The organism is Bacillus sp. VT 712 (assembly GCF_001614195.1).
GTDB classification, from domain to species: Bacteria; Bacillota; Bacilli; order Bacillales; family Bacillaceae_H; genus Priestia; species Priestia flexa.
Map to the genome: position 1 here is coordinate 1 of NZ_LWBK01000032.1, position 21,144 is coordinate 21,144.

The window sequence follows — 21,144 nt, forward strand, 5'->3', positions numbered from 1 at the left end:
ATCTACCTTCACACATGACAAAACTAGTTTCCATTCGGCAAAGAAAGATGTTTTACGCAGAAAATGTTTTAATTTGCACGAATTGAAATGAGGATGAGTGAAAACACTATGATTAGATTGTGCAAGAAACACGTATTGTATGTGCAGTCAACTTTGTTACAACATTCATTTGGAGGTGTAAGAAGTGGCAAATAAGCATGAACAAAAACAGCCAAAAAACAAGCCTGAAACAAAAACATTTGGTGACCCTAAAAAATTAAACGGACCAAACCGTCCGTCTACGTAATATGTCCACCTAGATGAGGCTGGACATAAGTAATTCAGCCAATGATAAACCTGAACGATTGAGAGTTTCTCACTTTTAATCGTTCAGGTTTTTTGTTGATTGTGAAAACAATGTTGGAAACAGGGTGGAATGGAGCGTAGGACACTCGACTCCTGCGGGAAAGAGAGGGAAAACGGAGATCCCGCAGCGCAGCGAGGAAGCTCAGGTTCCTCCCCGCGGAAAGCGAGTGGCCGTAGCGCAATGGAACGAACGTGTTCAGACAAACTAAAGAGATTGGAACAGCTAGTGTTCGTCTATTAGAAGCAATCATTTTGTTATGTCCCAAACTCATCTAAAAAACTTCTTTATTCCTACCAAGACATGCAGCTGCTTCTGTTTATTTTGGTACCACTCCGTAATCGGCATAGGTGCGGATAAATCAAGACTCTTCATTAATTTCTTCTCTCTACGCTTTGAAATTCTCCACTGTCCCCTTTTTTTCTCATGATGTGGAACAATTGGAAAGGTCATTCGCAAATAGGGTGTGTCTCTTCTTTTAGACCGAAATACATACTGTTCATAATCAACGCGTGATCCCGTATGAACAGTCGACATTGAAAACTGAAGGAACTTTGGATACAAAGCTTGTGAAAACAACAGTTCACCGAGCTTTTTACCAAGCTTAATTCGCTCATCTACCTTGGTGAAGCTATGTACGGAGCACCCATAAATTTCACCTTCCATTGTAGGGAACAAAACGGAACTAAAATGCAAAGAGTCCTGAAAGTGAAATACTAAGCGATGAAACACTTTCTTCTGGTAGAAAGGATGTGCTATCACCGCTGGCTCAATAATATGCTGTTCATTAATAATGAGAGCATGCATAAGCTCAATTTCTTTCTTCCTTTCCCAAAAGACAGTCCATTTTTCGTACATGAACGGAGATACATCAAAATATTCAAGAAGGTGAAAATAAGACTTCTCGTGTTTTTTTGATATTTCATATAGCAGCAGCTGTGGAAAAGCGTCTTGAAAGATCAGCCAATTCGCTCGCTCGTACGTTAAAAACAATAAATCTCGCGTTTCTATAGATAGTAGCTCAGGAAACCACTTTCCCTGCAAGTCACACATATTCCAGCCTGCGTTTCGTGAAACCATGCTAGCAAGAAACGACCACTTTACTTCAGGATGATTATTGTAAAAAGTTGCGTAAGCTTCTGTTCTTGATATATTATCAATGTTCAACTGTTTTGTTTTGAGCCTAATTGTTTCCACTACTTGCTGTTCAAAGCTTGTCAACATGCTGCTTTCTTCCTTTACATTTGGTATGAACACGAAGTATGTTTTCATTCTATCTCAACTGAAATTTGGTATAATAGAGTGTGCGTGTGTGAAATTAAGTAAAGGAGTGATGTGCATGATTCGTTATCCTAACGGAAAAGCATATAACCCTGCTAAGCCTCCCAACAGTCCTTCCCGGGCGAAAGTTGAGTCCGTATACAGTAATCGAGGTATGACTTTGGAAGAAGATTTAAATGAAACCAATGAGTATTATTTAGCACAAGGAATAGCAGTGGTTCATAAAAAACCTACGCCGATTCAAATTGTGAACGTTGACTATCCTAAGCGAAGTGCTGCAGTTATTAAAGAAGCTTATTTTAAACAAGCTTCTACAACCGATTACAACGGCGTATACAAAGGAAAGTATATTGATTTTGAAGCAAAAGAAACAAAAAATAAAACGTCTTTTCCCTTGCGTAATTTTCACGAACATCAAATTCAACATATGAACCAGATCGTGAAACAAAATGGAATCTCATTCGTTATATTAATGTTTACTTCTTTGGAAGAAATATACCTTTTTGAAGCACCGTCCCTTTTTCCCTATTGGCAAGATATGAAAAAAGATGGACGAAAATCCATCCCAAAAGCCGATATTGAAAAAAAAGGACATTTAATCGAACTTGGTTACCATCCTAGAATCGATTACATAAAAACTATAGATAAATTGTATTTTTAAGAGTATGATATATATGTTTACGGAAATCATTCTCTTACAATTGTTTGAAAGGTAGGAGCTTTTATGTCAGATAATTATCGCTCGCGTGAAGAACGAAGACGAGCAATGAATGACAACAAACAAACGAACAAATCACAAGGAAACAAGAAAAAAGGCGGCATTTTCCGCAAGATTGTTGCTGCAGTTTTCATTTTAGGTATTATTGGACTGATAGCTGGTGTTGGAACCTTTTTCGCATTAATAAGCGATGCACCTAAAGTTGACGACTCTGTTTTAAAAGACTCGTTTTCATCTAAGATTTACGCAAACGATGGAAAAACGGTCCTTAAAGAAGTCGGAGGCGAAAAGCGTACATACGTACAATATAATGAAATTCCTCAGACTGTTAAAAATGCGTTCATTGCAACCGAAGATGTTCGCTTTTATAAACACCATGGAATTGACTTTTATCGAATTGGTGGCGCTGTAGTGGCCAACTTCAAAGAGGGCTTTGGATCAGAAGGCGCAAGTACCATTACGCAGCAGGTTGTGAAAAATTCATTTTTATCACCTGAAAAAACCGTAAAGCGTAAAGTACAAGAGATGTGGCTCTCTTATCAGCTAGAACGTAAATATTCAAAACAGCAAATTCTTGAAATGTACCTAAACAAAATCTACTTCTCGACTGGAGAAGTATACGGTATCGCCAAAGCAGCAGAAACATTTTATGGCGTGACTGATCTAAACGATTTAACAATTGATCAAGCCGCTATGCTCGCTGGCTTACCAAAAGCACCATCAACGTATAATCCGTATAAAAACCCAGAGAATGCTACAAAACGCCGTAACACAGTATTAAATTTAATGGCTAAAAACGGATTTATTACACAAGCAGAAGCAGATAAAGCAAAGCAAGTTGACGTGCAGGCAAATTTGGTTGAACAAAATGAGAAAACGTCAAAGTATGATGTATTCATCGACCAAGTAATTGAAGAAGTTCAAGAAAAAACGGATGCTAACGTCTCTTCTTCTGGATTAGAAATCTACACAACGCTTGACGTGGATGCACAGGATTATGTTGACCAATTAATGAATAACGAAATTGTCACCTTCCCTAACGATAAGTTCCAGGCTGGTCTTGTCGTGTTAAACAATGAGACAGGTGCAGTTGAAGCAATTGGTGGAGGTCGTAACCGCGTAGCTGGAGGCCTAAACTTTGCTACCGACATCGAGCGTCAACCAGGCTCAACAATCAAACCTGTTCTTGACTATGGACCAGCCGTTGAGTATTTAAAATGGTCTACCGCAGAACCAATTAAGGATGAACCACATCAATACTCAAACGGTACGCAAATTCGAAACTATAGCCGAAACTATAAAGGCTGGGTATCAGCTCGTGAAGCTCTAGGACGTTCGTTAAATATCCCTGCTTTAAAAGCCTTCCAAGCTGTAGGAGCTGATAAAGCACAAGAGTTCGGTGAAGGCTTAGGTCTTGAGCTTGGAGAATCTAGCGGCGAAAAGTTTGCCGAAGCGTTTTCTATCGGTGGATTTACTAAAGGTGTTACGCCTATGGAACTAGCCGGCGCTTATAGCGCATTTGCTAACGAAGGAATGTTTACAAAACCTTATACGGTAACAAAAGTAAAATTCTCAGATGGTACAGAGTTAGACCTATCGCCAAAACCGAAGCGTGCGATGCAAGACTACACGGCGTTTATGGTAACGGACATGATGAAATCCGTTGTTGAAGCACCGTACGGAACAGCACGTGCTGTACGTGTACCTGGCTTAGACATCGCAGGTAAAACCGGAACATCTAACTTTAGTGCCAAGGAAAAAGCAAGCTTTAATATTCCAGAAGGCGGCGTAAAAGATGTGTGGTTCTCAGGCTTCACGCCAAAATACACGGTATCAGTTTGGACAGGATATGAGAAAAATTCCGACGGCTATATTTATAGTGAAAACGAAAAAGCCATGGCAAAGAATATTTTCAAGCAAGTCATTACACACGTATCTCAAGGTGAAGAAAAAGGCAGCTTTAAACAACCTGATAGCGTGGTAAAACGTGCCGTTGAAAAAGTCTCAAGTAAAGATGTGAAGAAACCAAGTGGTGCAACACCAAAAGATTCAATCACGTATGAGTACTTCGTACGCGGCACAGAGCCAACAAAAGTTTCTCAAGTCTTTGTAGAAAAAGAGAAAGAAAAAGAAGAGAAAGAAGAGAAAGAAGAAAAAGCAAAACTTACAGCTTCCTTCAGCGAAGGTTCTAACGCCATTAACGTTAACTGGTCAGGTGGCGATGACGAAACGGAATTTACCGTCAATATGACCTCTTCTGATGGCGTGAGCCAAACGTTAGCGGATAAAGGAAGTGCTGGCAGCACCTCTATCCCATCACCTACTCCAGGTGCGACGTATAGCTTCATCTTAAGTACAAATAACGCCGGCAGCGCAAGTGCTTCTGTAAAGGTACCTCAAACAGCTGAAGAGGAACCAGAAGATGATTCGGAATCCGAACCGGGTGATGAAGAGCAAAATCCTGATGAAGGAACGCGCCCTGAAGATGAAAACGAAAACGATGGTGAAGAAACCGATCAGCCTGATAGCGAAGGTCCACAGAACCCTGATCAAGGTCAACAGCCTGATCAAGGTGAAACGGAGAACTCTAGTGAACCACCTAGTCAGCCTGGAAACAATGGCAATAATGGAAACGGAAATAATGGCACTAACGGCAATGGACAAGGAAACAACCAACAGCCTCCTGCCACTCCAGATCAACAAACTGAAAATGAATAAAATAAACCGCTCACGATGAGCGGTTTATTTTTTTAAACGTATACGCTTAATGGCATACTGCTTTTGCAATTCTGTATATAGTTCACTAAGTTGAACGAATGAGTGATACATTCCAGGCTTTTTCAACAAAAATAATACGCGCTCAGACGTGTTAACTGGCTTGTATGTTAGCTTTTGAATATTAGCTTCCAGTGCTGTAAGACCTTGAAGAGGTCCCCCATTAATCCAAAACAGCGCGCTTAAAAACCGTCCACTCCATTCAGTGACTATCTCTTTTGCGTTTGTCACTTTACGCAGAGAAAATTGTTCATGGAGAATTTTCTCTTGGGTTTTCCATTCTATAAACAACGAGGGGATACAGTCTTCTAGTGAATTCCACGGTGCTTCTAAAAGCCCTTCTTCTTTCGCTACTATATCATAGATAAAAATTGGTTGATGATGCGTTTTATGCCTTAGCAGAGGCGGCTGAAACGAAATAACATCTTGTGCGAAAAAAAATGGATCACGCTTAAATTCAGGCGGCACTTTAACTTTTGCTAACATGCTGACCTCTCGCTTTCATTCGCTTTTTTCCTTCTCGACACAGCTCTAATAATGGACAGGTTGGGCATTGCGGCGACTGAGCTTTACAGTGATAGCGACCAAAGAAAATTAAGCGGTGATGAGTAACTCCCCACTCTTCTTTTGGAACCTTTCGCATCAGCGTTTTTTCTACTTCTAATACTGAATCTTTCCACCGACAAATACCAAGCCTTTTACTAACCCGTTCCACGTGCGTATCAACCGCAATAGCGGGAATACCAAAAGCCACGGAAACGACGACATTAGCTGTCTTTCGGCCCACTCCAGGAAGCTTAGTAAGCTCATCTCGATCTTGCGGTACTTCACCGTTGTACTCATGAATTAAAAGCTCACACAGCTTTCGAATATTTTTTGCTTTATTACGATAAAGACCTATTGAACGAATATCTTGCTGAAGCTCTTCTAATGAAACAGCTAAATAATCCTCAGGTGTTTGATATTTTTGAAATAATTCTTTTGTTACTCTGTTGACAAGTGCATCCGTACACTGAGCGGATAGAGCAACTGCAATCACAAGCTCAAATGGATTTTTATGATTTAATTCACAGTGTGCATCAGGAAACATTTCAGCCATTACGTCTAAGCAGTGACGAATTTGTGTTAGATTTAACATAGCTTACTAAAACAAACTTAATTTGTTTTAGCTTTTCACCCCTTTTTATTTTGGTATGTATTATCATGCTAAAAAAGCTGATTCAACATCAGGCACGCCTGATGTTGAATCAGCTTTCCTCTTCCGTTAACCACTCTAAGTAATAGAGCATGTTACTTTACTGTTCAAGCCAGTTGAAAAATGGAACGGCTGAGGAATTTTGAGATTGAGAAGGCTTCTGATTTTTTGGTTGTTGATGTTGTCTAAATTTTTGACTATGCGCTCGTGCTTGATCAATAGTCTTAATGCCGTTTTTCTTCCACTCAAACAAGATGCGGTCGATGTATCGAAAGTTTAATTTTCCGGACATAACGGATTCACGAAGAGCCGTTTTAATAATGAGTGGGTCGTGATGATCTTGGTCTACCCACATAGCCAACGTTTCACATTCAAACGGCGAAAGCGGACGACCAAACTCCTTTTCAAAAATAGAATATAAATTTATCTCTTCTTGCTCCTGCTCTTGCTGCACTTCATTTTGATTTTCTTGCATTAATAAATTGATTAGCTTTCTCCAAAGCGGTTTAAGAGAATATTGCTCAGAAATAACCGAAGAGGAATCATCAAGCTGTTCGATCGTTAGAACACCTTTTTGAATAAGATTTCGAAGTACTTCCATACACTTCGTCGTGGAGACGCTCATTTTTGCAGAGAGATCATGTGGAGTGGGAAAGGATTCACCACTATCAATAAATACATTAAGATGCATCAGCATCATAAATTCTGTTTCGTCTAAGCCTAAATCGCTATAGTGATTAAACAATAGCTTTGGAATAGAAACTGAGCCTTGCTCAAACCATGCAATCATGTCATCTTTTTTCATTTTGGAACACCTCTAAAGTTAGTATATCACGAAGGACAGATGAAAACGAAAAACTGTTTACGAAAACTTTTATCAAAAAACAAATAAAAATCCACCGTTTTCTAAAAAGGGTGGACGTTTATTTAATGTGAAACAACATTCATTAGAAAAAGATGGCGTAATGCCACCTTTTTCTAATGAAATAATTTTACATCCGAAGTCACTTCGCTTCTATTAAGGATACAAACGGTTTAATAAGCGTGGGAATGGAATTGTTTCACGAACGTGTTCAACACCACTAATCCATGCTACCGTACGCTCAAGCCCTAATCCGAATCCAGAATGTGGAACTGATCCATACTTACGAAGCTCTAAGTACCATTTATATGTTTCTGTATCTAGCTCATGTTCTGCTACGCGCTGAGCTAGTAGTTCTTGGTCATGAATACGCTCTGATCCACCAATGATTTCACCATAACCTTCTGGCGCAATTAAATCTGCACATAACACTACATCTGCATTTGTTGGATCCGGCTGCATGTAGAATGGTTTTAATGACGTTGGATAGTGCGTGATAAACACAGGTTTATCATAGCTTTCTGCGATAGCCGTTTCGTGTGGTGAACCGAAGTCATCTCCCCACTGAATATCATCAAATCCTTTTTCATGTAAGAATTTTAGTGCATCATCATACGTAATACGTGGGAACGGAGCTTTAATTTGCTCTAATTTAGACGTATCTCGACCTAGTACATTTAACTCTAGCTTACAGTTCTCTAGTACTGACTGAACCACGTATGATACGTATTCTTCCTGTACTTTTAAGCTATCTTCAAATTGATAGAACGCCATTTCAGGTTCAATCATCCAGAACTCAATTAAATGACGACGCGTTTTTGATTTTTCTGCACGGAAAGTTGGACCAAATGAAAATACTTTTCCAAGTGCCATTGCAGCTGCTTCCATATAAAGTTGGCCACTTTGTGAAAGGAATGCATCTTCATCAAAGTACTTCGTATGGAAAAGTTCTGTTGTACCTTCTGGCGCGCTTCCCGTTAAGATTGGAGGATCTACTTTTGTAAATCCATTATGATTAAAGAATTCATATGTTGCACGAATAATTTCGTTACGCACTTTCATTACAGCGTGTTGACGCTTTGAACGTAACCATAAGTGACGGTTGTCCATTAAGAACTCTGTCCCGTGCTCTTTTGGCGTAATTGGATAGTCAACTGCTTCATGAATAACTTCTACATCCGTTACTGTTAATTCATATCCAAAAGGTGAACGTTCATCTTCTTGAACAGTTCCTGTTACGTATAAAGAAGATTCTTGCGTTAAGGCTTTTGCTTTTTTGAAAATATCTTCCCCTACTTCTGCTTTCACAACAACCCCTTGAATAAATCCAGAGCCGTCTCGAAGCTGTAGGAATGCAATTTTACCACTTGAACGTTTATTTGCTAACCAAGCACCGATTGTCACTTCTTTTCCAACGTGCTTACTTGCTTCAGAAATCGTAATTTTCACGATTAAAATCCCTCCAAAAAACTTACATCCTTTAATTATGTATGCCACCCTATTATACATTTCGACACTCACAATAACAAGTAACAATCATGGGAAACTTATGACATCACCAATAAAAGAGCGGCTTCTATAGAAGCCGCTCTCCATCACTTTATTTCATGTGTCTTGCCATAAATGACGCAATTCGCGCCACTGCTTTTTCCAATAGCTCAAGCGAAGTAGCATAAGATAAACGAACATTTTCAGGAGAACCGAATCCTGAACCTGGAACAAGCGCTACTTTTTCCTCTTCTAAAATCGCTTCTACCCAAGCATCAACTGTTTCAAATCCTGTTAGTCTAGCAGCTTCGATTGCATTAGGGAACAAATAGAATGCACCTTGAGGCTTTAAACAAGAAAAACCAGGAATGTCATTAAGTTGTTTATGCATTACGTTTAAACGTTCTTCAAAAGCTTTGCGCATCATTTCCACAGGCTCTTGCGTTCCGTTATAAGCTGCAATTGTTGCATATTGAGCAATCGACGTTGGGTTAGACGTGCTGTGACTCGCTAGATTCGTCATTGCTTTTATAATGGTCTCATTACCAGCTGCGTAACCAATGCGCCATCCTGTCATTGAGTGAGATTTAGATACCCCATTGATAATAATAGTTTGCTCTTTGAGAGCTGGTGATAATTCTGCAATCGAAACATGCTCTGCACCATCGTATACTAACTTTTCATAGATTTCATCTGATACAATTAATACATTATGCTTTAAGCAAACTTCACCGATTGCTTCTAGCTCTTCACGCGTATAAATCATACCTGTTGGGTTACTTGGTGAGTTTAAAATCACAGCTTTTGTTTTATTAGTAATCACTGACTCTAGCTGTGCTGGCGTAATTTTAAATTCATTATTTTCAGAACCTTCAACATAAACCGGTGTACCTTCTGCTAGCTTTACTTGTTCAGGATAACTTACCCAGTAAGGAGTTGGGATGATCACTTCATCTCCCTCATCTAAAATTACTTGAAACAATGTATACAAAGCATGCTTTGCACCTGAACATACAATAACTTCAGATGGCTTGTATGTTAAGCTCTGATCACGGTTAAACTTTTCAATAATTGCGTCTTTTAAAGGCATAAGTCCACCTGCAGGCGTATACTTTGTTTGGCCTTCATTCATTGCTTTTACAGATGCTTCTAATATATGCTGCGGCGTATTAAAATCTGGTTCACCTGCACCTAAGCCAATGACGTCATGTCCTGCGGCTTTGAGCTCTTTTGCTTTGGCTGTAATAGCCAATGTCGATGATGGTGTTAAAGCTGATACACGTTTTGCTAATTTCACTAAAATCTCCCCCTATGAACTACGGCTATAATCAGCTATGTAAAGCTGATTATAGCAACAATTTTGCTTCACTCTAAGGTGCAAAGCGTTTTATAACACGTATGTGTAAACATACGTTATAAATAAACTCATTCAGGTTTTGTTAAGCTATAGCGCTTCATAAACTCCCCGCTTGTAAAATCAAGATAGTAGTAAGTTAAATGTTTTTCTTCTTGATCAATATACGTAACTTCCCATAGCGGCTTTTCATTTTCAATTCCTAGTCGAACTGATTTAATTTCTTTTGGATCTCGGTCTCGCTGAACAATCTCTATGGCTTGTTCTTTTGTAATTCCATCTGCTACTTTTTTTAGCACCGCTTTTTGCTTTTGACTTTTTGGAACCCAAGCGATAACATCTTCGTTTTTATTGTTAGTACCTTCTACTACATAAAATGTATGATCTCCAAAATATGCTTGTGTACTCGTCACAGATTTCAGATTAAAATCTTCTTTTGCCTTGGCTGATGCTTTTTTTTCGTCAGCTTGTACATCGTTTACAGCCGCTTTATAAATTGAATGGGTTTGCCACCCTGCTACTAAACATACAACAACAACAATTCCAATAAACCACTTTTTCATTTTATCCCTACTTATGTACGATAAATCGTAAAAATTGCTTTACTTTGATCTTCTTGGTCTAACGCTAGGCCAAACATCAAATCTTTCTTTTTTAACGTTCGATTTAAGCTGTCCACAATTTTATATAAATCAGAAGAATGCTCAATACGAACGGTTGATAAAACTTCAATTTTGCTTTCCATGCTGTTCCTCCTCTTACCAAACACCTCTAAATGAAATGATTATCTGTTTATCATAACACACGGCTTGGCTTTTGGGCTATTGTATTCCCCACCTAAACATAAAATCAAACTGAGAGAATTCGTTCCGCTCCCTCTAAAGCCTCTCTATTTTCATTATAATTATCTCTCTTTCTTTTGCAAAAGAAATTTAGGTAGTCTTCTTAAATTTCATGACGTCATAGATGGTAGGTGACATTTTAATAGAAAGCGATTCTCTTTTATTTGTATCGTATAACTCAACCCATCCATCCGTTAATCTTGATACAAGCTCAGGATGAATAGTACGGTCTTCTTTTGAGAATAAAACACCAATCTGAGGGTTTAACTGCTTTAAAAACGACTCAGACAGCGGCTCACCTTCACCAAAATTTGCGAGTTTAATCAAGTCTATTTTTTTTAATGGCTTCATAAGCAAATGCCTCTCAATAGTAGATGCTGAGTTACTCATATAAAGCATTTGATGCTCGCCGAATGCTATTATCAAATCCATTGAGGGTGAATTTACTTCCTCATGATAAAGAACAGATACATGAATATGCTTTGATAGCTGATACACATCCCTACCTTGCCACATGCGAATATGTTGACTTTGTAAATCATTTGAGCCTTTAGGCAAAACTACTTCTTCCACCTGATATTTCTTTGTAACCCAGTCTACATTTCCGTTGTATTTCTCGCTTTGCTTTGTAATAATCACTTGGTTAATTTGCTTAATATGATAAAAATCCAGCCAATACGCCAACTCTTTTCGCGATTTTTTACTACCTGTATTAATGAGAATAACTCGATCCGTTCCGTCTTGCAAAAGCGTAGCTTCTCCATCGAATAAAGGAAAAAAAGAAATTGCTGCTTCATCTTCTTTAAGGCTAAAGTCCACTTGACTAGCCCCTTGCACGGTAGAACCGTTGCTAAAAAAGCATAAGCATACCGCCCATATTAACATATTTCGTTTAATCATATTAAACACCCTCACTTCCTGTGTTTTCCACTCTTAGCGTGTACATCTACAAGAAGAGCTATGCAAAAAAAGCTTTAGCACTGAGTATGCTAAAGCTTTTTTGACGTCCACCATGCTTCAAAATCATGAAGTGCTACCGAAAATGACTCACTTACGATATCTACATCCGGCAAAGAATGAAGAAAATGAGAGCCATACATCGTTGTAATCATACGATTATCTAAAATAAAGATAGATCCTTTATCTTGCTTGGTTCGAATTAGTCTTCCGAATCCTTGCTTGAAACGAATGACAGCCTGAGGTAGTGAATAGTCCATAAATGGATTTTTCCCTTCTTTTCGGAGTTGCTCAAATTTTGCTTTTAGAAATGGATGTCGTGGTGACGCAAAAGGTAAGCGAACAATGATGAGACTAGATACTAATTCACCAGGAAGATCAATGCCTTCCCACAAGCTGTTCGTTCCTAATAAAATCGATTGTGAAAACTGCGCAAAGTCTTTTAATAATCGATTTCGATTACGGGTTGTGACTCCTTGACCAAGGATGACAAATTCCTCTAAATCATTTAGTTCTTTCATATACTGATACGTCATTTTTAACATTTCATAAGAGGTAAATAGTACAAGCATGCGCCCTTTAGTAATAGATGCGATATCTAAAATACTTTCTGCCATAATCGCACTATATTCTTCAAGCGTTACATCATTTACAGCTGGCATATCTTTTGGGATATATACTTTTGCCTGGCTTCGATAGTCAAATGGAGACGGTATCGTCATTTGAAGTGGTTGAAAATCATATAAACCAAGCTGTTCAATAATATATGAAAAAGAATGATTGACCGTTAGCGTAGCAGAAGTTAGTATAACGCTTTGCTTTTTCGCAAAAAACGTATCTGCTAACGTGTCCGCTACCGAGAGCGGTTGACGATATAAAAAAGTAGCGTTTGCCGCTCCTTTTGGCTCTATTTCAATCCACGTTACCTCTTCAAGATGCGGCTGGAAGAAAAAGTCCGCAAACTCACTCGACAGATGATGAAATTGTTCAATTGCGCTTGTTAACTCATGAATATGGGACTGTTCCCTTTTTGTAAGCTGCTCCTGATAGGAATCCATCACCTGAAAATCAGCATGTAAAAGAGATAGAATATCGTTCATTAAAAATCTCACTCGAGATGCCTGTTCCTGGATGGTATGCCAATGAAGAGTATTCTCTTCTTGAACATTATAGCGATAGCTCACTCGCCCAATTTCACTATCCGTTTGCTTATTTTTTTTCATTACATACGCATGGACAAGACGAAATAAGTCATCACACTCAATGCGAAGCTTTTCTAGCATTTCTTCTAGTTTTTTCGTATTTAGCCTTATATCATGTTTTTGACAAAGCTTATGTACTTTGTTTAACAAACCTTTATCGTCTAACAAGCCAATCCTGCTCAACAAGGCATGAATGGAAAAGTAATCTAACCTCCCTCCAAGCTCTTCGCTTGCAATCGTGTCGAAATGATGCGCTTCATCAATTACAACCTGTTCATAGCTTGGAAGTAAGTTCCGCTTACTTACAACGTCTAACAAAAGAAGACGGTGATTTGTAATGATAATCTGAGCTTGTGCTGCACGCTCCTGTGCACGATTATAAAAAGAATGTTGGTTCCACGGATGCTTAAAGTCTAAGTGGGAAGGATTGCTTTCATTCAGCTGTTCCCAAAATAGTTTTCCACCTGACGGTAAGTTGATTTCATCAACATCGCCTGTGTCCGTCTCCGTCAACCAAATCAATAGCTTTGCTTTCGTTAGAATAACATCATAGTTATGGTTGCGCTCTTTTAAAAACTGATTAAATTTCCGAATGCTAAGATAATGTTCACGCCCCTTTAAAACTGCTGCGCTTAGCTCAAATGGCATAAGCTTTTTTAACATTGGTATATCTCTTTCCATTAGCTGTTGTTGTAACGTTACAGTATGCGTTGAAACAACTACTGGCTTTTTATGCTGTTGAGCATAAAAAGCAGACGGAATTAGATAAGCAATCGTTTTTCCAATACCAGTTCCCGCTTCAATAAGCGCGTGTTCGTTATCCATTAAGCTCTCATGGACTGCATTCATCATTTTTTCTTGACCCGTTCTCTTTTCAAATGAGCTAAACACTGATGCTAAAGTTTCCCTTTGTTCTTGAAACTCCTCGTATGTAACAAGAACTTCCGATGGCTTCACAACAGGCCTTTGCTTTCTAAGCGCTAAGCCATGAACAAAATCATAACCTTCATGATAATCATCTTGCTTTTCATTCATTATACCTTGAATCAACTCACCAATCTCACTTTTCAAATGCAAAGACAGTGTGTATAGCTGCTTTAATGTTGCAAGAGGAAGACTATTTAATTTTTCCATTAATAGAAGTAAGATCTTCGCCGTCACTTCAGCATCACTGTCAGCTTGATGAGGCTGATCATGATTTAAATTTAAATATTCAGCCAGCTGATTGAGCTTATACCCCTCTACTGTAGGGAGAAGCATACGCGCTAATTCGACCGTATCCACCGTGGATGGATACAGCTTATCATACCCGCTTTGAGCTAATGATTCCTGTAAGAAATTAAGGTCAAAAGCAACGTTATGTGCTACAAAATAAGCATCTTCTAACAGTTCAATAATTTTCTCGGAAATATCCTCAAACGTCGGGGCATCTTCGACCATTTTTTGATGAATATTTGTCAGTTGTGAAATAAAAGGAGGAATTGGTATATTGGGGTTCAAAAACGTTGAGAAACGCTCAACTATGCGACCGTTTTCAACAACCACGGCTGCAAATTGAATAATTTGATCTCCTTGTTTTGGAGAATGTCCTGTCGTCTCTAAATCAACAACAACAAAGCGTTTATTCATCATCATGACCTCACCTGCCTGTTCTTATAGTATAAAAGAAAATACATGCTTCTATACGAAACTACTTATGTAGAGCTTATATTCGCTCAAAAAAATCCCCCTCGATTAAGGGGGATAATATTATAAAATTGTACCAGCTGGCTCTTGTTTAAGCAATTGTTTAATTTTGTTGTGTTCATCCATAATGGCTACTGTTGGATGGTGATCAGCTACTTTTTCTTCAGCTACTAGTACATAAGAGATAATAATAACAACGTCTCCAGGCTGTACAAGGCGTGCTGCCGCACCATTTAAACAAACAACCCCGCTGCCTCTCTCTCCCGGTATAACATACGTCTCTAAGCGAGCACCATTATTATTGTTTACGATTTGCACCTTTTCATTTGGCTGGATACCTACAGCCTCAATTAACTCTTCGTCAATCGTAATACTTCCTACATAATTTAAATTTGCTTCTGTTACATGTGCTCTATGAATTTTTGCATTCATCATTGTTCGGAACATCGTGAAACCCTCTTTCTATGGTCAAATTTCCATAATAATATTATCAATTAATCGAGCTTTAGAGAATTGTATAGCAATTGCAATAATAAACTGCCCATCTAGCTTGTCTAAAGGCTTTAGCTCTGGGTAAGAATAAATTGCTACGTAATCTATTGTACCGCTTGTATTCTTTTTAATCGTTCTTTCAATTTCCGTTTTAACCATTTCAACGTCACGTTCGCCACTTTCAATTAACTGCTTGGCTTTTTGCAAGCTTTGATATAAGGCTGGCGCTTCTTTACGTTCAGAATCTAGCAAGTTTACGTTTCTTGAACTTTTTGCTAAGCCATCTTCTTCACGCACCGTATCAACTGCCACGAGCTCAATTGGGAACTTAAAATCAGTAATCAATCCATGCACCACGGCTACTTGCTGAGCATCCTTTTTCCCAAAGTATGCTCGGTTTGGCTGCACGAGATGGAATAGTTTTGTCAGCACTGTTGCAACACCGTCAAAATGTCCTGGACGCTTTGCTCCACAAAGTACATCCACACGATCAATAACCGATATGGAAACAGAAGCTTGACCAGGATACATTTCAGCTACGCTTGGATAGAACAAATAGTCAGCTGCCTCTGCTTTTGCCAAGCGTTCATCACGTTCAAAATCTCGTGGATACGTATCAAAATCTTCGTTTGGTCCAAACTGAGTTGGATTAACAAAGATACTTAAAACCACAATATCATTCTCAGCACGTGCCTGCTTAAGTAATGCGAGGTGACCTTCATGTAGAAACCCCATCGTCGGTACAAATCCAATTGTTTTGCCTTGATGCTGAAGCTTGATTGAAAGCTCCTGCATGTCTTTGGCAGTAGAGATTACTTTCATCTTACTTACCCCCATATAAAGCCGTTAGCTGTTCATCATTCATGGTAAATGTATGACTCTCTTCCGGAAATTCACGAGCTTTAACATCATGCACATACTGGGACAGACCTTTTTTTGCAACGTCTCCAATGTTACCAAACGGCTTAACAAATTTCGGAAAGCGCTCAACCCCATACGTCAATACATCGTGATAGACGAGCACTTGACCATCTGTTTCCTTTCCTGCTCCAATTCCAATAGTTGGAACGCTTAGTCTGGTAGAAATATCTTTAGCCACCTGTTTAGGTACACACTCTAAAACCACTGCAATTGCACCAGCTTGCTCACATTTCACGGCATCTTCAATCAACTTTTTCGCTCCGCTCGCTTCTTTACCTTGTACCTTATATCCCCCAAGAACTCCAACAGACTGAGGTGTTAAGCCAAGATGAGCGATAACCGGAATTCCTGCTTGGGTTAATTCTGAAATTGTAAAAATAACGTCGTCTGCGCCTTCTACCTTTAGAGCATGCGCCCCACTTTCTTGCATAATTCGAGCGGCTTGTTTCATCGTTTCTTCTCTTGAAATATGATAAGACATAAAAGGCATATCTGTTACGATAAATGTATTAGGCGCGCCTCTTTTCACCGCTTTTGTATGATGAATCATATCATCGACCGTCACTGGAATCGTTGAGTCGTATCCTAACACAACCATTCCTAATGAGTCTCCTACTAAAATCATGTCCACTTCTGATGCTTCCGCATATTTCGCAGACGGGTAGTCGTAAGCAGTAAGCATCACAATTGGTTCTTGTTGCTGTTTCATTTTTAAAAAATCCAGCTTCGTTTTCAACATAAATCTCCTCCTATACTAGAGGAGATGACAACGCAAAAAACCTTCTTACACTAAAGCGGAAGAAGTTTTTTGACAAAAGTAGTCTATAGCTAAACAGCGTGCTTAAACGCACACGCTTGTCCTTATATATTGTCATCCCTCTGTCCTAGTCTTTTTTAGATCAAGGCAGTTCGTAAACGATAAATTATAAAAAGAGTATCAGGTGAAGTTCTGTCGATACTACCCTGATACTCGTATTATAAAGAAATATTCTTACATTTTCTAGTTTTATTTCGAAGAGAGTTCAATATCAGCGGAATGAATGTGATGAACCGTTCCATTATCGTCCTCTAACAGCAGGACGCCATCGTTTGTAATCCCCTTTGCATGCCCTTCAATCGTTGCTTTTAAAGTGCGTGCAATAATCCGCTTTCCAATGCTAATAGAATAAGATTCCCATAAATGCTTTACTAATCCAAAACCATTTTCCAAGTAATCTTCATACAAAGATTCCATCTTTAAGAAAATCGCTTGCATAAGGGCTGCGCGATTCACTTCTTTTTGCTCTTCAATTGATAAAGAAGTAGCCAAGTGTTGAATGTCGGAATCAAAATGTTCTAGCTTTTGATTGACATTGATTCCTACCCCAATAATAACAGAGTGAACTTGCTCAACATCAGCTTGCATTTCAGTTAAAATTCCTACTAGCTTTTTATTGTTCACTAAAATATCATTTGGCCATTTGATATCAGGTAGCACATTCGTTACTTCTTGTATCGCTTGTACAATCGCTACGGCGGCTAATAGGGTCAGCTGTGGTGCATGCTGTGGTGGAATGGCAGGTCGTAAAATAATGCTCATCCATACTCCCGTATATTTAGGAGAGTACCATTTGCGAGCAAGGCGACCTCGACCAGCTGTTTGCTCTTCCGCTACAATCACCGTTCCTTCTACAGCTCCTTCTTGAGCAAGACGATGCGCAATTTTTTGTGTTGACTCCACGGTTTCCTCATAGTGAAGGTTTTGACCAATTTTTTTCGTATGCAGGCCAAGAAGCAGCTCGTTTGTACTTACTTTATTAGGCTTAGTGACAATACGATAGCCTTTCTTTCGAACAGCTTCGAGTTCATAACCTTCTTTTCGTAAGTCTTCAATATGTTTCCACACCGCCGTTCTTGAACAGCCTAGCAAGTCGCTAATGCGCTGGCCAGATACATATTCACCCTCTGCGTTTGTAAACATCTCTAATAACGTTCTTCTAATATCTGTTTGCAAGACTGAATCCACTCCTTTATCGACGCTTTGCTATTTTTTATTTCACCATTTAATACTTTCATTTCTATGGTTTGTAACAAGGCTGAAAGCCATGGACCGCCCTTACGATTTAGCCACGTCATAACATCTTGCCCCGTGATGGCAAGCTCTTTCATAGAGTGAATAGGAAGCTCTCGATAACGAGAAACAAGCAAGGTTGTATGCAGATAATTAGTACTTCTCACTAATTGCAAAATTCGATTTACTCTTAAAGAAGACTCTTCTCCAAGTTTATACATCGTTTCTTTTGACCAACCATTTTTTAATACGTCCTCAAGTCCACCAAGCTGAAGCTTCACGGATTTTATTTGTCGATTAGCAAGCTTCCATTTACGTAAAAATGGATCTAAATCAACGCCTAGTAAATAAAGAAGAAGCGTCCAGCATTCCGATATATCTTCAAGCATCATCCAGTCGTATTTACACAAGCGTCGAAAAGCTTCTTCACCAATATCTAATCCCGGCAAATGCTCATATAATTTAGTGTCTGCTATGAGCGCAAGAGCTAAAGAGGGGCGTTTACCCAAAAGAAGCTTCTCAAACTCAATGGTAATTCGTTCAACTGATACGTGCTTCAATAGATTTCCATGCTCTGAAATAGCTCTCTTCGTTTTATCTGAAATAGAAAACGCTAGTTGACTCACAAAACGAACAGCTCTCATCATTCGCAGCGCGTCTTCATGAAAACGTTCTTCTGGATTCCTTACCGTACGAATAAGTTGGTTACGTAGATCCTCTCTGCCATTAAACGGATCAATAATTTCACCTTTTTCATTCATAGCCATAGCGTTGATGGTAAAATCACGACGTTTTAGATCTTCCACCAGTGATGAGATAAACTGAACAGATGTCGGGCGTCTAAAATCTGCATATTCCCCTTCTGAACGAAAGGTAGTCACTTCATATTGCTCTCCTTCATGAAGCACCACAACGGTCCCATGCTCAATCCCCACATGAATTGTTTTTGGAAATAGACTCATAACATCGTCAGGACGAGCAGATGTCGCGATATCTACATCACCTACTTTTCGCTGCAAGATCATATCTCGAACAGCACCACCAACAAAATAAGCTTCGTGTCCGGCTTGTTGTAGTGTGTGAATAATAAATAATGGATGGATGAAAGGCTCTTTCATAATATCCTCCATTCCTTAACGTTGTAAAAGATTGTAATAAAGCTGTTCATATTGGTTTACAATCTCCGTTGAATGAAATTTTTGATTCACTGCCTGTAAAGCTCCTCTGCTTATTTGTTGATGAAGCTGTTGATCACTTAACAATTGCACTGCTTTACTCGCAGCTGTTTCAACGTCCCCTAATTCACAAATATAACCTGTTACACCATCTTCAATAACCTCTGGAATACCACCGATTCTTGTGCCAATACAAGGTACGCCACAAGCCATGGCTTCTAGTAGTACGAGACCAAAACTTTCTTTTTCAGAAAACAGAAGCTTTAAATCACTAATGGAGTAGAGCTCCGCTACATTATCTTGCTTCCCTAAAAACAGTACAGCATCCTCAAGGTTCAATTCTTTTACAAGCTGACTTACATTTCTCATATCCGGACCGTCCCCAACGAGCAAAAGCTTAGAAGGAATGCGCTCATGGATTTGTTTAAACGTACGCACAACATCTTGTACTCTTTTAACTTGACGAAAATTTGAAACGTGAATAATGACCTTTTCATCGTCTGAAATACCGTAGTCCTGCTTTAAATTACCAACATCTTTACGATGGTACTCTCGCTCATCGATAAAATTATAAACTGTACAAATATCTTTATCTGGATTAATGAGCTGATTCGTTTGCTCAATTAACGCATCAGATACCGCAGTTACACAATCCGATTTTTCAATTGCAAATTTGATTAGTTCTGTTAAAGACGAGTCTTCTCCAAGAACCGTAATATCCGTCCCGTGAAGCGTCGTTACTATTTTTAGATTTGGTGACACCATTTGCTTAGCTAGAAACGCACACACCGCATGCGGAATGGCATAATGAGCATGAATTAAATCTAATTTCTCACGCTGTGCAACTTCTGCCATCTTACTTGCTAGTGCCAAATCGTAAGGTGGATACTTAAATACAGAATACTGGTTCACTTCTACTTCATGAAAATAAATATTTGGATATACCTTATTTAAACGAAAAGGCATACTTGAGGAAATGAAGTGAATTTCGTGTCCCTTTTCTGCAAGGAGCTTTCCTAATTCAGTTGCGATGACACCAGAACCACCAACTGAAGGATAACACGTGATACCAATTTTCAATTTCATCTACCGCCACCTACTAAATCATCATAAATAAGCAGCGGCTTCTTAGAAAGAAAGCCTTCTGCATACTGAACGCCTACTTCTTTTCCAAACATGCGCTCTCGGCTTTCAACTGTTTCTATATACCCGTTGACCAACGGCGTCTCCACGCTTCCTGCTTGTTTGATGAACTGACTTTCATAAGCTTGTAAGCTTTGCTTTTTCTTTTCAAATGTATTCGTTACATCAACAGCAAAATCGGGTTTATGAAAACCATTAATCATATAAAAATACAGTCCATCCGGTCGATGAGACCCCACGTTTTGCTCTGCCGTATAGTTGCGAATTCCAGCTGAAAATACGGCTTCTTCCACTAGGCGCGCGCAGTTTCCATGATCCGGATGACGATCATCAAAATAAGGAGCAAACACAAGTTTTGGCTGATATTTGCGTATTACCGATACAATTTCTCTAATGTAGGATCGCTGTAACAAAAGTCCTCTATCCGGCATCTGTAATTGAACTCGCTTGTATATACCAAGAAGTTGTCCCGCCTTTTCAGCCTCTTGTTTGCGTAGCTCTACCGTTCCGTTTGACGATAGTTCTGCTTCTGTCAAATCACAGATAACAACTTTTAAACCTTGCTCAGTCATCTTGGCGATAGTGCCGCCCATGCCGATTTCAACATCATCAGCATGAGCTCCAAAAGCAAGAACATCTATTTTTTCAATCATTTTATTT

At 39.1% G+C, this 21,144-nt stretch carries 19 protein-coding genes; 2 read left to right on the forward strand and 17 right to left on the reverse strand.

Annotated features, from left to right (window positions below):
• Window positions 1-613: 613 nt before the first annotated feature.
• The gene (locus A2U94_RS14645) at window positions 614-1,567 is read right to left on the reverse strand and encodes a DUF2515 family protein (protein WP_035319803.1); all 954 of its coding nucleotides are present in this window, start codon (window positions 1,565-1,567) and stop codon (window positions 614-616) included.
• Window positions 1,568-1,682: 115 nt separating this feature from the next.
• Between A2U94_RS14645 and recU the strand changes: the two genes are divergently transcribed.
• The gene (recU, locus tag A2U94_RS14650) at window positions 1,683-2,285 is read left to right on the forward strand and encodes a Holliday junction resolvase RecU (RefSeq protein WP_025907378.1); all 603 of its coding nucleotides are present in this window, start codon (window positions 1,683-1,685) and stop codon (window positions 2,283-2,285) included.
• 63 nt (window positions 2,286-2,348) lie between these two features.
• Window positions 2,349-5,060 (forward strand): transglycosylase domain-containing protein, encoded by a 2,712-nt coding sequence (locus tag A2U94_RS14655; RefSeq protein WP_081801790.1) that lies wholly within the window; start codon window positions 2,349-2,351, stop codon window positions 5,058-5,060.
• Window positions 5,061-5,084: 24 nt separating this feature from the next.
• Here the strand turns inward: A2U94_RS14655 and A2U94_RS14660 are convergent, their stop codons facing one another.
• The 16 genes from A2U94_RS14660 to bshB1 form a co-directional block, all read right to left on the reverse strand.
• Window positions 5,085-5,603 (reverse strand): YpoC family protein, encoded by a 519-nt coding sequence (locus A2U94_RS14660; RefSeq protein WP_025907376.1) that lies wholly within the window; start codon window positions 5,601-5,603, stop codon window positions 5,085-5,087.
• On the reverse strand, window positions 5,587-6,255 hold the full coding sequence (gene nth, locus A2U94_RS14665) for an endonuclease III (RefSeq protein ID WP_025907374.1): 669 nt from the start codon (window positions 6,253-6,255) through the stop codon (window positions 5,587-5,589). Before nth ends, A2U94_RS14660 begins: the two co-directional genes overlap by 17 nt.
• 157 nt (window positions 6,256-6,412) lie before the next feature.
• On the reverse strand, window positions 6,413-7,117 hold the full coding sequence (locus A2U94_RS14670) for a DnaD domain-containing protein (RefSeq protein WP_025907372.1): 705 nt from the start codon (window positions 7,115-7,117) through the stop codon (window positions 6,413-6,415).
• A gap of 213 nt (window positions 7,118-7,330) precedes the next feature.
• Complete coding sequence (gene asnS, locus A2U94_RS14675) at window positions 7,331-8,623, reverse strand: asparagine--tRNA ligase (protein WP_025907370.1); 1,293 nt, start codon at window positions 8,621-8,623, stop codon at window positions 7,331-7,333.
• Between the two features lie 151 nt (window positions 8,624-8,774).
• Window positions 8,775-9,959, reverse strand: a complete 1,185-nt coding sequence (locus tag A2U94_RS14680) for a pyridoxal phosphate-dependent aminotransferase (RefSeq protein WP_025907367.1) — start codon at window positions 9,957-9,959, stop codon at window positions 8,775-8,777.
• Window positions 9,960-10,087: 128 nt separating this feature from the next.
• Window positions 10,088-10,579, reverse strand: coding sequence for a cell wall elongation regulator TseB-like domain-containing protein (locus tag A2U94_RS14685; RefSeq protein WP_025907365.1), 492 nt, complete (start codon window positions 10,577-10,579; stop codon window positions 10,088-10,090).
• A gap of 11 nt (window positions 10,580-10,590) precedes the next feature.
• Window positions 10,591-10,761, reverse strand: a complete 171-nt coding sequence (locus A2U94_RS20440; protein WP_064484047.1) for a YpmA family protein — start codon at window positions 10,759-10,761, stop codon at window positions 10,591-10,593.
• Window positions 10,762-10,948: 187 nt separating this feature from the next.
• Window positions 10,949-11,758, reverse strand: coding sequence for a ComEC/Rec2 family competence protein (locus A2U94_RS14690; protein ID WP_025907363.1), 810 nt, complete (start codon window positions 11,756-11,758; stop codon window positions 10,949-10,951).
• 89 nt (window positions 11,759-11,847) lie between these two features.
• Complete coding sequence (gene dinG / locus A2U94_RS14695; RefSeq protein WP_231882768.1) at window positions 11,848-14,652, reverse strand: ATP-dependent DNA helicase DinG; 2,805 nt, start codon at window positions 14,650-14,652, stop codon at window positions 11,848-11,850.
• Between the two features lie 114 nt (window positions 14,653-14,766).
• Window positions 14,767-15,150: an aspartate 1-decarboxylase gene (gene panD, locus A2U94_RS14700; protein WP_025907359.1), complete on the reverse strand. Its 384-nt coding sequence runs from the start codon at window positions 15,148-15,150 to the stop codon at window positions 14,767-14,769.
• A 21-nt stretch (window positions 15,151-15,171) separates the two neighbouring features.
• Window positions 15,172-16,017 (reverse strand): pantoate--beta-alanine ligase, encoded by an 846-nt coding sequence (panC, locus tag A2U94_RS14705; RefSeq protein WP_025907357.1) that lies wholly within the window; start codon window positions 16,015-16,017, stop codon window positions 15,172-15,174.
• 1 nt (window position 16,018) lies between these two features.
• Complete coding sequence (panB, locus tag A2U94_RS14710; protein WP_025907356.1) at window positions 16,019-16,852, reverse strand: 3-methyl-2-oxobutanoate hydroxymethyltransferase; 834 nt, start codon at window positions 16,850-16,852, stop codon at window positions 16,019-16,021.
• 270 nt (window positions 16,853-17,122) lie between these two features.
• A complete protein-coding gene (locus tag A2U94_RS14715) occupies window positions 17,123-18,109 on the reverse strand; it encodes a biotin--[acetyl-CoA-carboxylase] ligase (protein ID WP_025907354.1) in 987 nt (328 codons plus the stop codon).
• The gene (locus A2U94_RS14720; RefSeq protein ID WP_062954684.1) at window positions 18,079-19,284 is read right to left on the reverse strand and encodes a CCA tRNA nucleotidyltransferase; all 1,206 of its coding nucleotides are present in this window, start codon (window positions 19,282-19,284) and stop codon (window positions 18,079-18,081) included. Before A2U94_RS14720 ends, A2U94_RS14715 begins: the two co-directional genes overlap by 31 nt.
• Before the next feature lie 15 nt (window positions 19,285-19,299).
• A complete protein-coding gene (gene bshA / locus A2U94_RS14725) occupies window positions 19,300-20,427 on the reverse strand; it encodes an N-acetyl-alpha-D-glucosaminyl L-malate synthase BshA (RefSeq protein ID WP_025907350.1) in 1,128 nt (375 codons plus the stop codon).
• Window positions 20,424-21,137: a bacillithiol biosynthesis deacetylase BshB1 gene (bshB1, locus tag A2U94_RS14730; protein ID WP_025907348.1), complete on the reverse strand. Its 714-nt coding sequence runs from the start codon at window positions 21,135-21,137 to the stop codon at window positions 20,424-20,426. The genes bshA and bshB1 overlap by 4 nt, the downstream gene beginning before the upstream one ends.
• Between the last annotated feature and the right edge of the window lie 7 nt (window positions 21,138-21,144).

Coding starts and splice junctions, on each gene's coding strand:
- A2U94_RS20440 (WP_064484047.1), bottom strand. CDS start 10,761: ATGGAAAGCAAAATTGAAGTTTTATCAACCGTTCGTATTGAGCATTCT.
- A2U94_RS14720 (WP_062954684.1), bottom strand. CDS start 19,284: ATGAAAGAGCCTTTCATCCATCCATTATTTATTATTCACACACTACAA.
- bshA (WP_025907350.1), bottom strand. CDS start 20,427: ATGAAATTGAAAATTGGTATCACGTGTTATCCTTCAGTTGGTGGTTCT.
- A2U94_RS14655 (WP_081801790.1), top strand. CDS start 2,349: ATGTCAGATAATTATCGCTCGCGTGAAGAACGAAGACGAGCAATGAAT.
- recU (WP_025907378.1), top strand. CDS start 1,683: ATGATTCGTTATCCTAACGGAAAAGCATATAACCCTGCTAAGCCTCCC.
- A2U94_RS14645 (WP_035319803.1), bottom strand. CDS start 1,567: ATGTTGACAAGCTTTGAACAGCAAGTAGTGGAAACAATTAGGCTCAAA.
- panD (WP_025907359.1), bottom strand. CDS start 15,150: ATGTTCCGAACAATGATGAATGCAAAAATTCATAGAGCACATGTAACA.
- panC (WP_025907357.1), bottom strand. CDS start 16,017: ATGAAAGTAATCTCTACTGCCAAAGACATGCAGGAGCTTTCAATCAAG.
- bshB1 (WP_025907348.1), bottom strand. CDS start 21,137: ATGATTGAAAAAATAGATGTTCTTGCTTTTGGAGCTCATGCTGATGAT.
- A2U94_RS14685 (WP_025907365.1), bottom strand. CDS start 10,579: ATGAAAAAGTGGTTTATTGGAATTGTTGTTGTTGTATGTTTAGTAGCA.
- A2U94_RS14670 (WP_025907372.1), bottom strand. CDS start 7,117: ATGAAAAAAGATGACATGATTGCATGGTTTGAGCAAGGCTCAGTTTCT.
- nth (WP_025907374.1), bottom strand. CDS start 6,255: ATGTTAAATCTAACACAAATTCGTCACTGCTTAGACGTAATGGCTGAA.
- A2U94_RS14690 (WP_025907363.1), bottom strand. CDS start 11,758: ATGATTAAACGAAATATGTTAATATGGGCGGTATGCTTATGCTTTTTT.
- A2U94_RS14660 (WP_025907376.1), bottom strand. CDS start 5,603: ATGTTAGCAAAAGTTAAAGTGCCGCCTGAATTTAAGCGTGATCCATTT.
- dinG (WP_231882768.1), bottom strand. CDS start 14,652: ATGATGATGAATAAACGCTTTGTTGTTGTTGATTTAGAGACGACAGGA.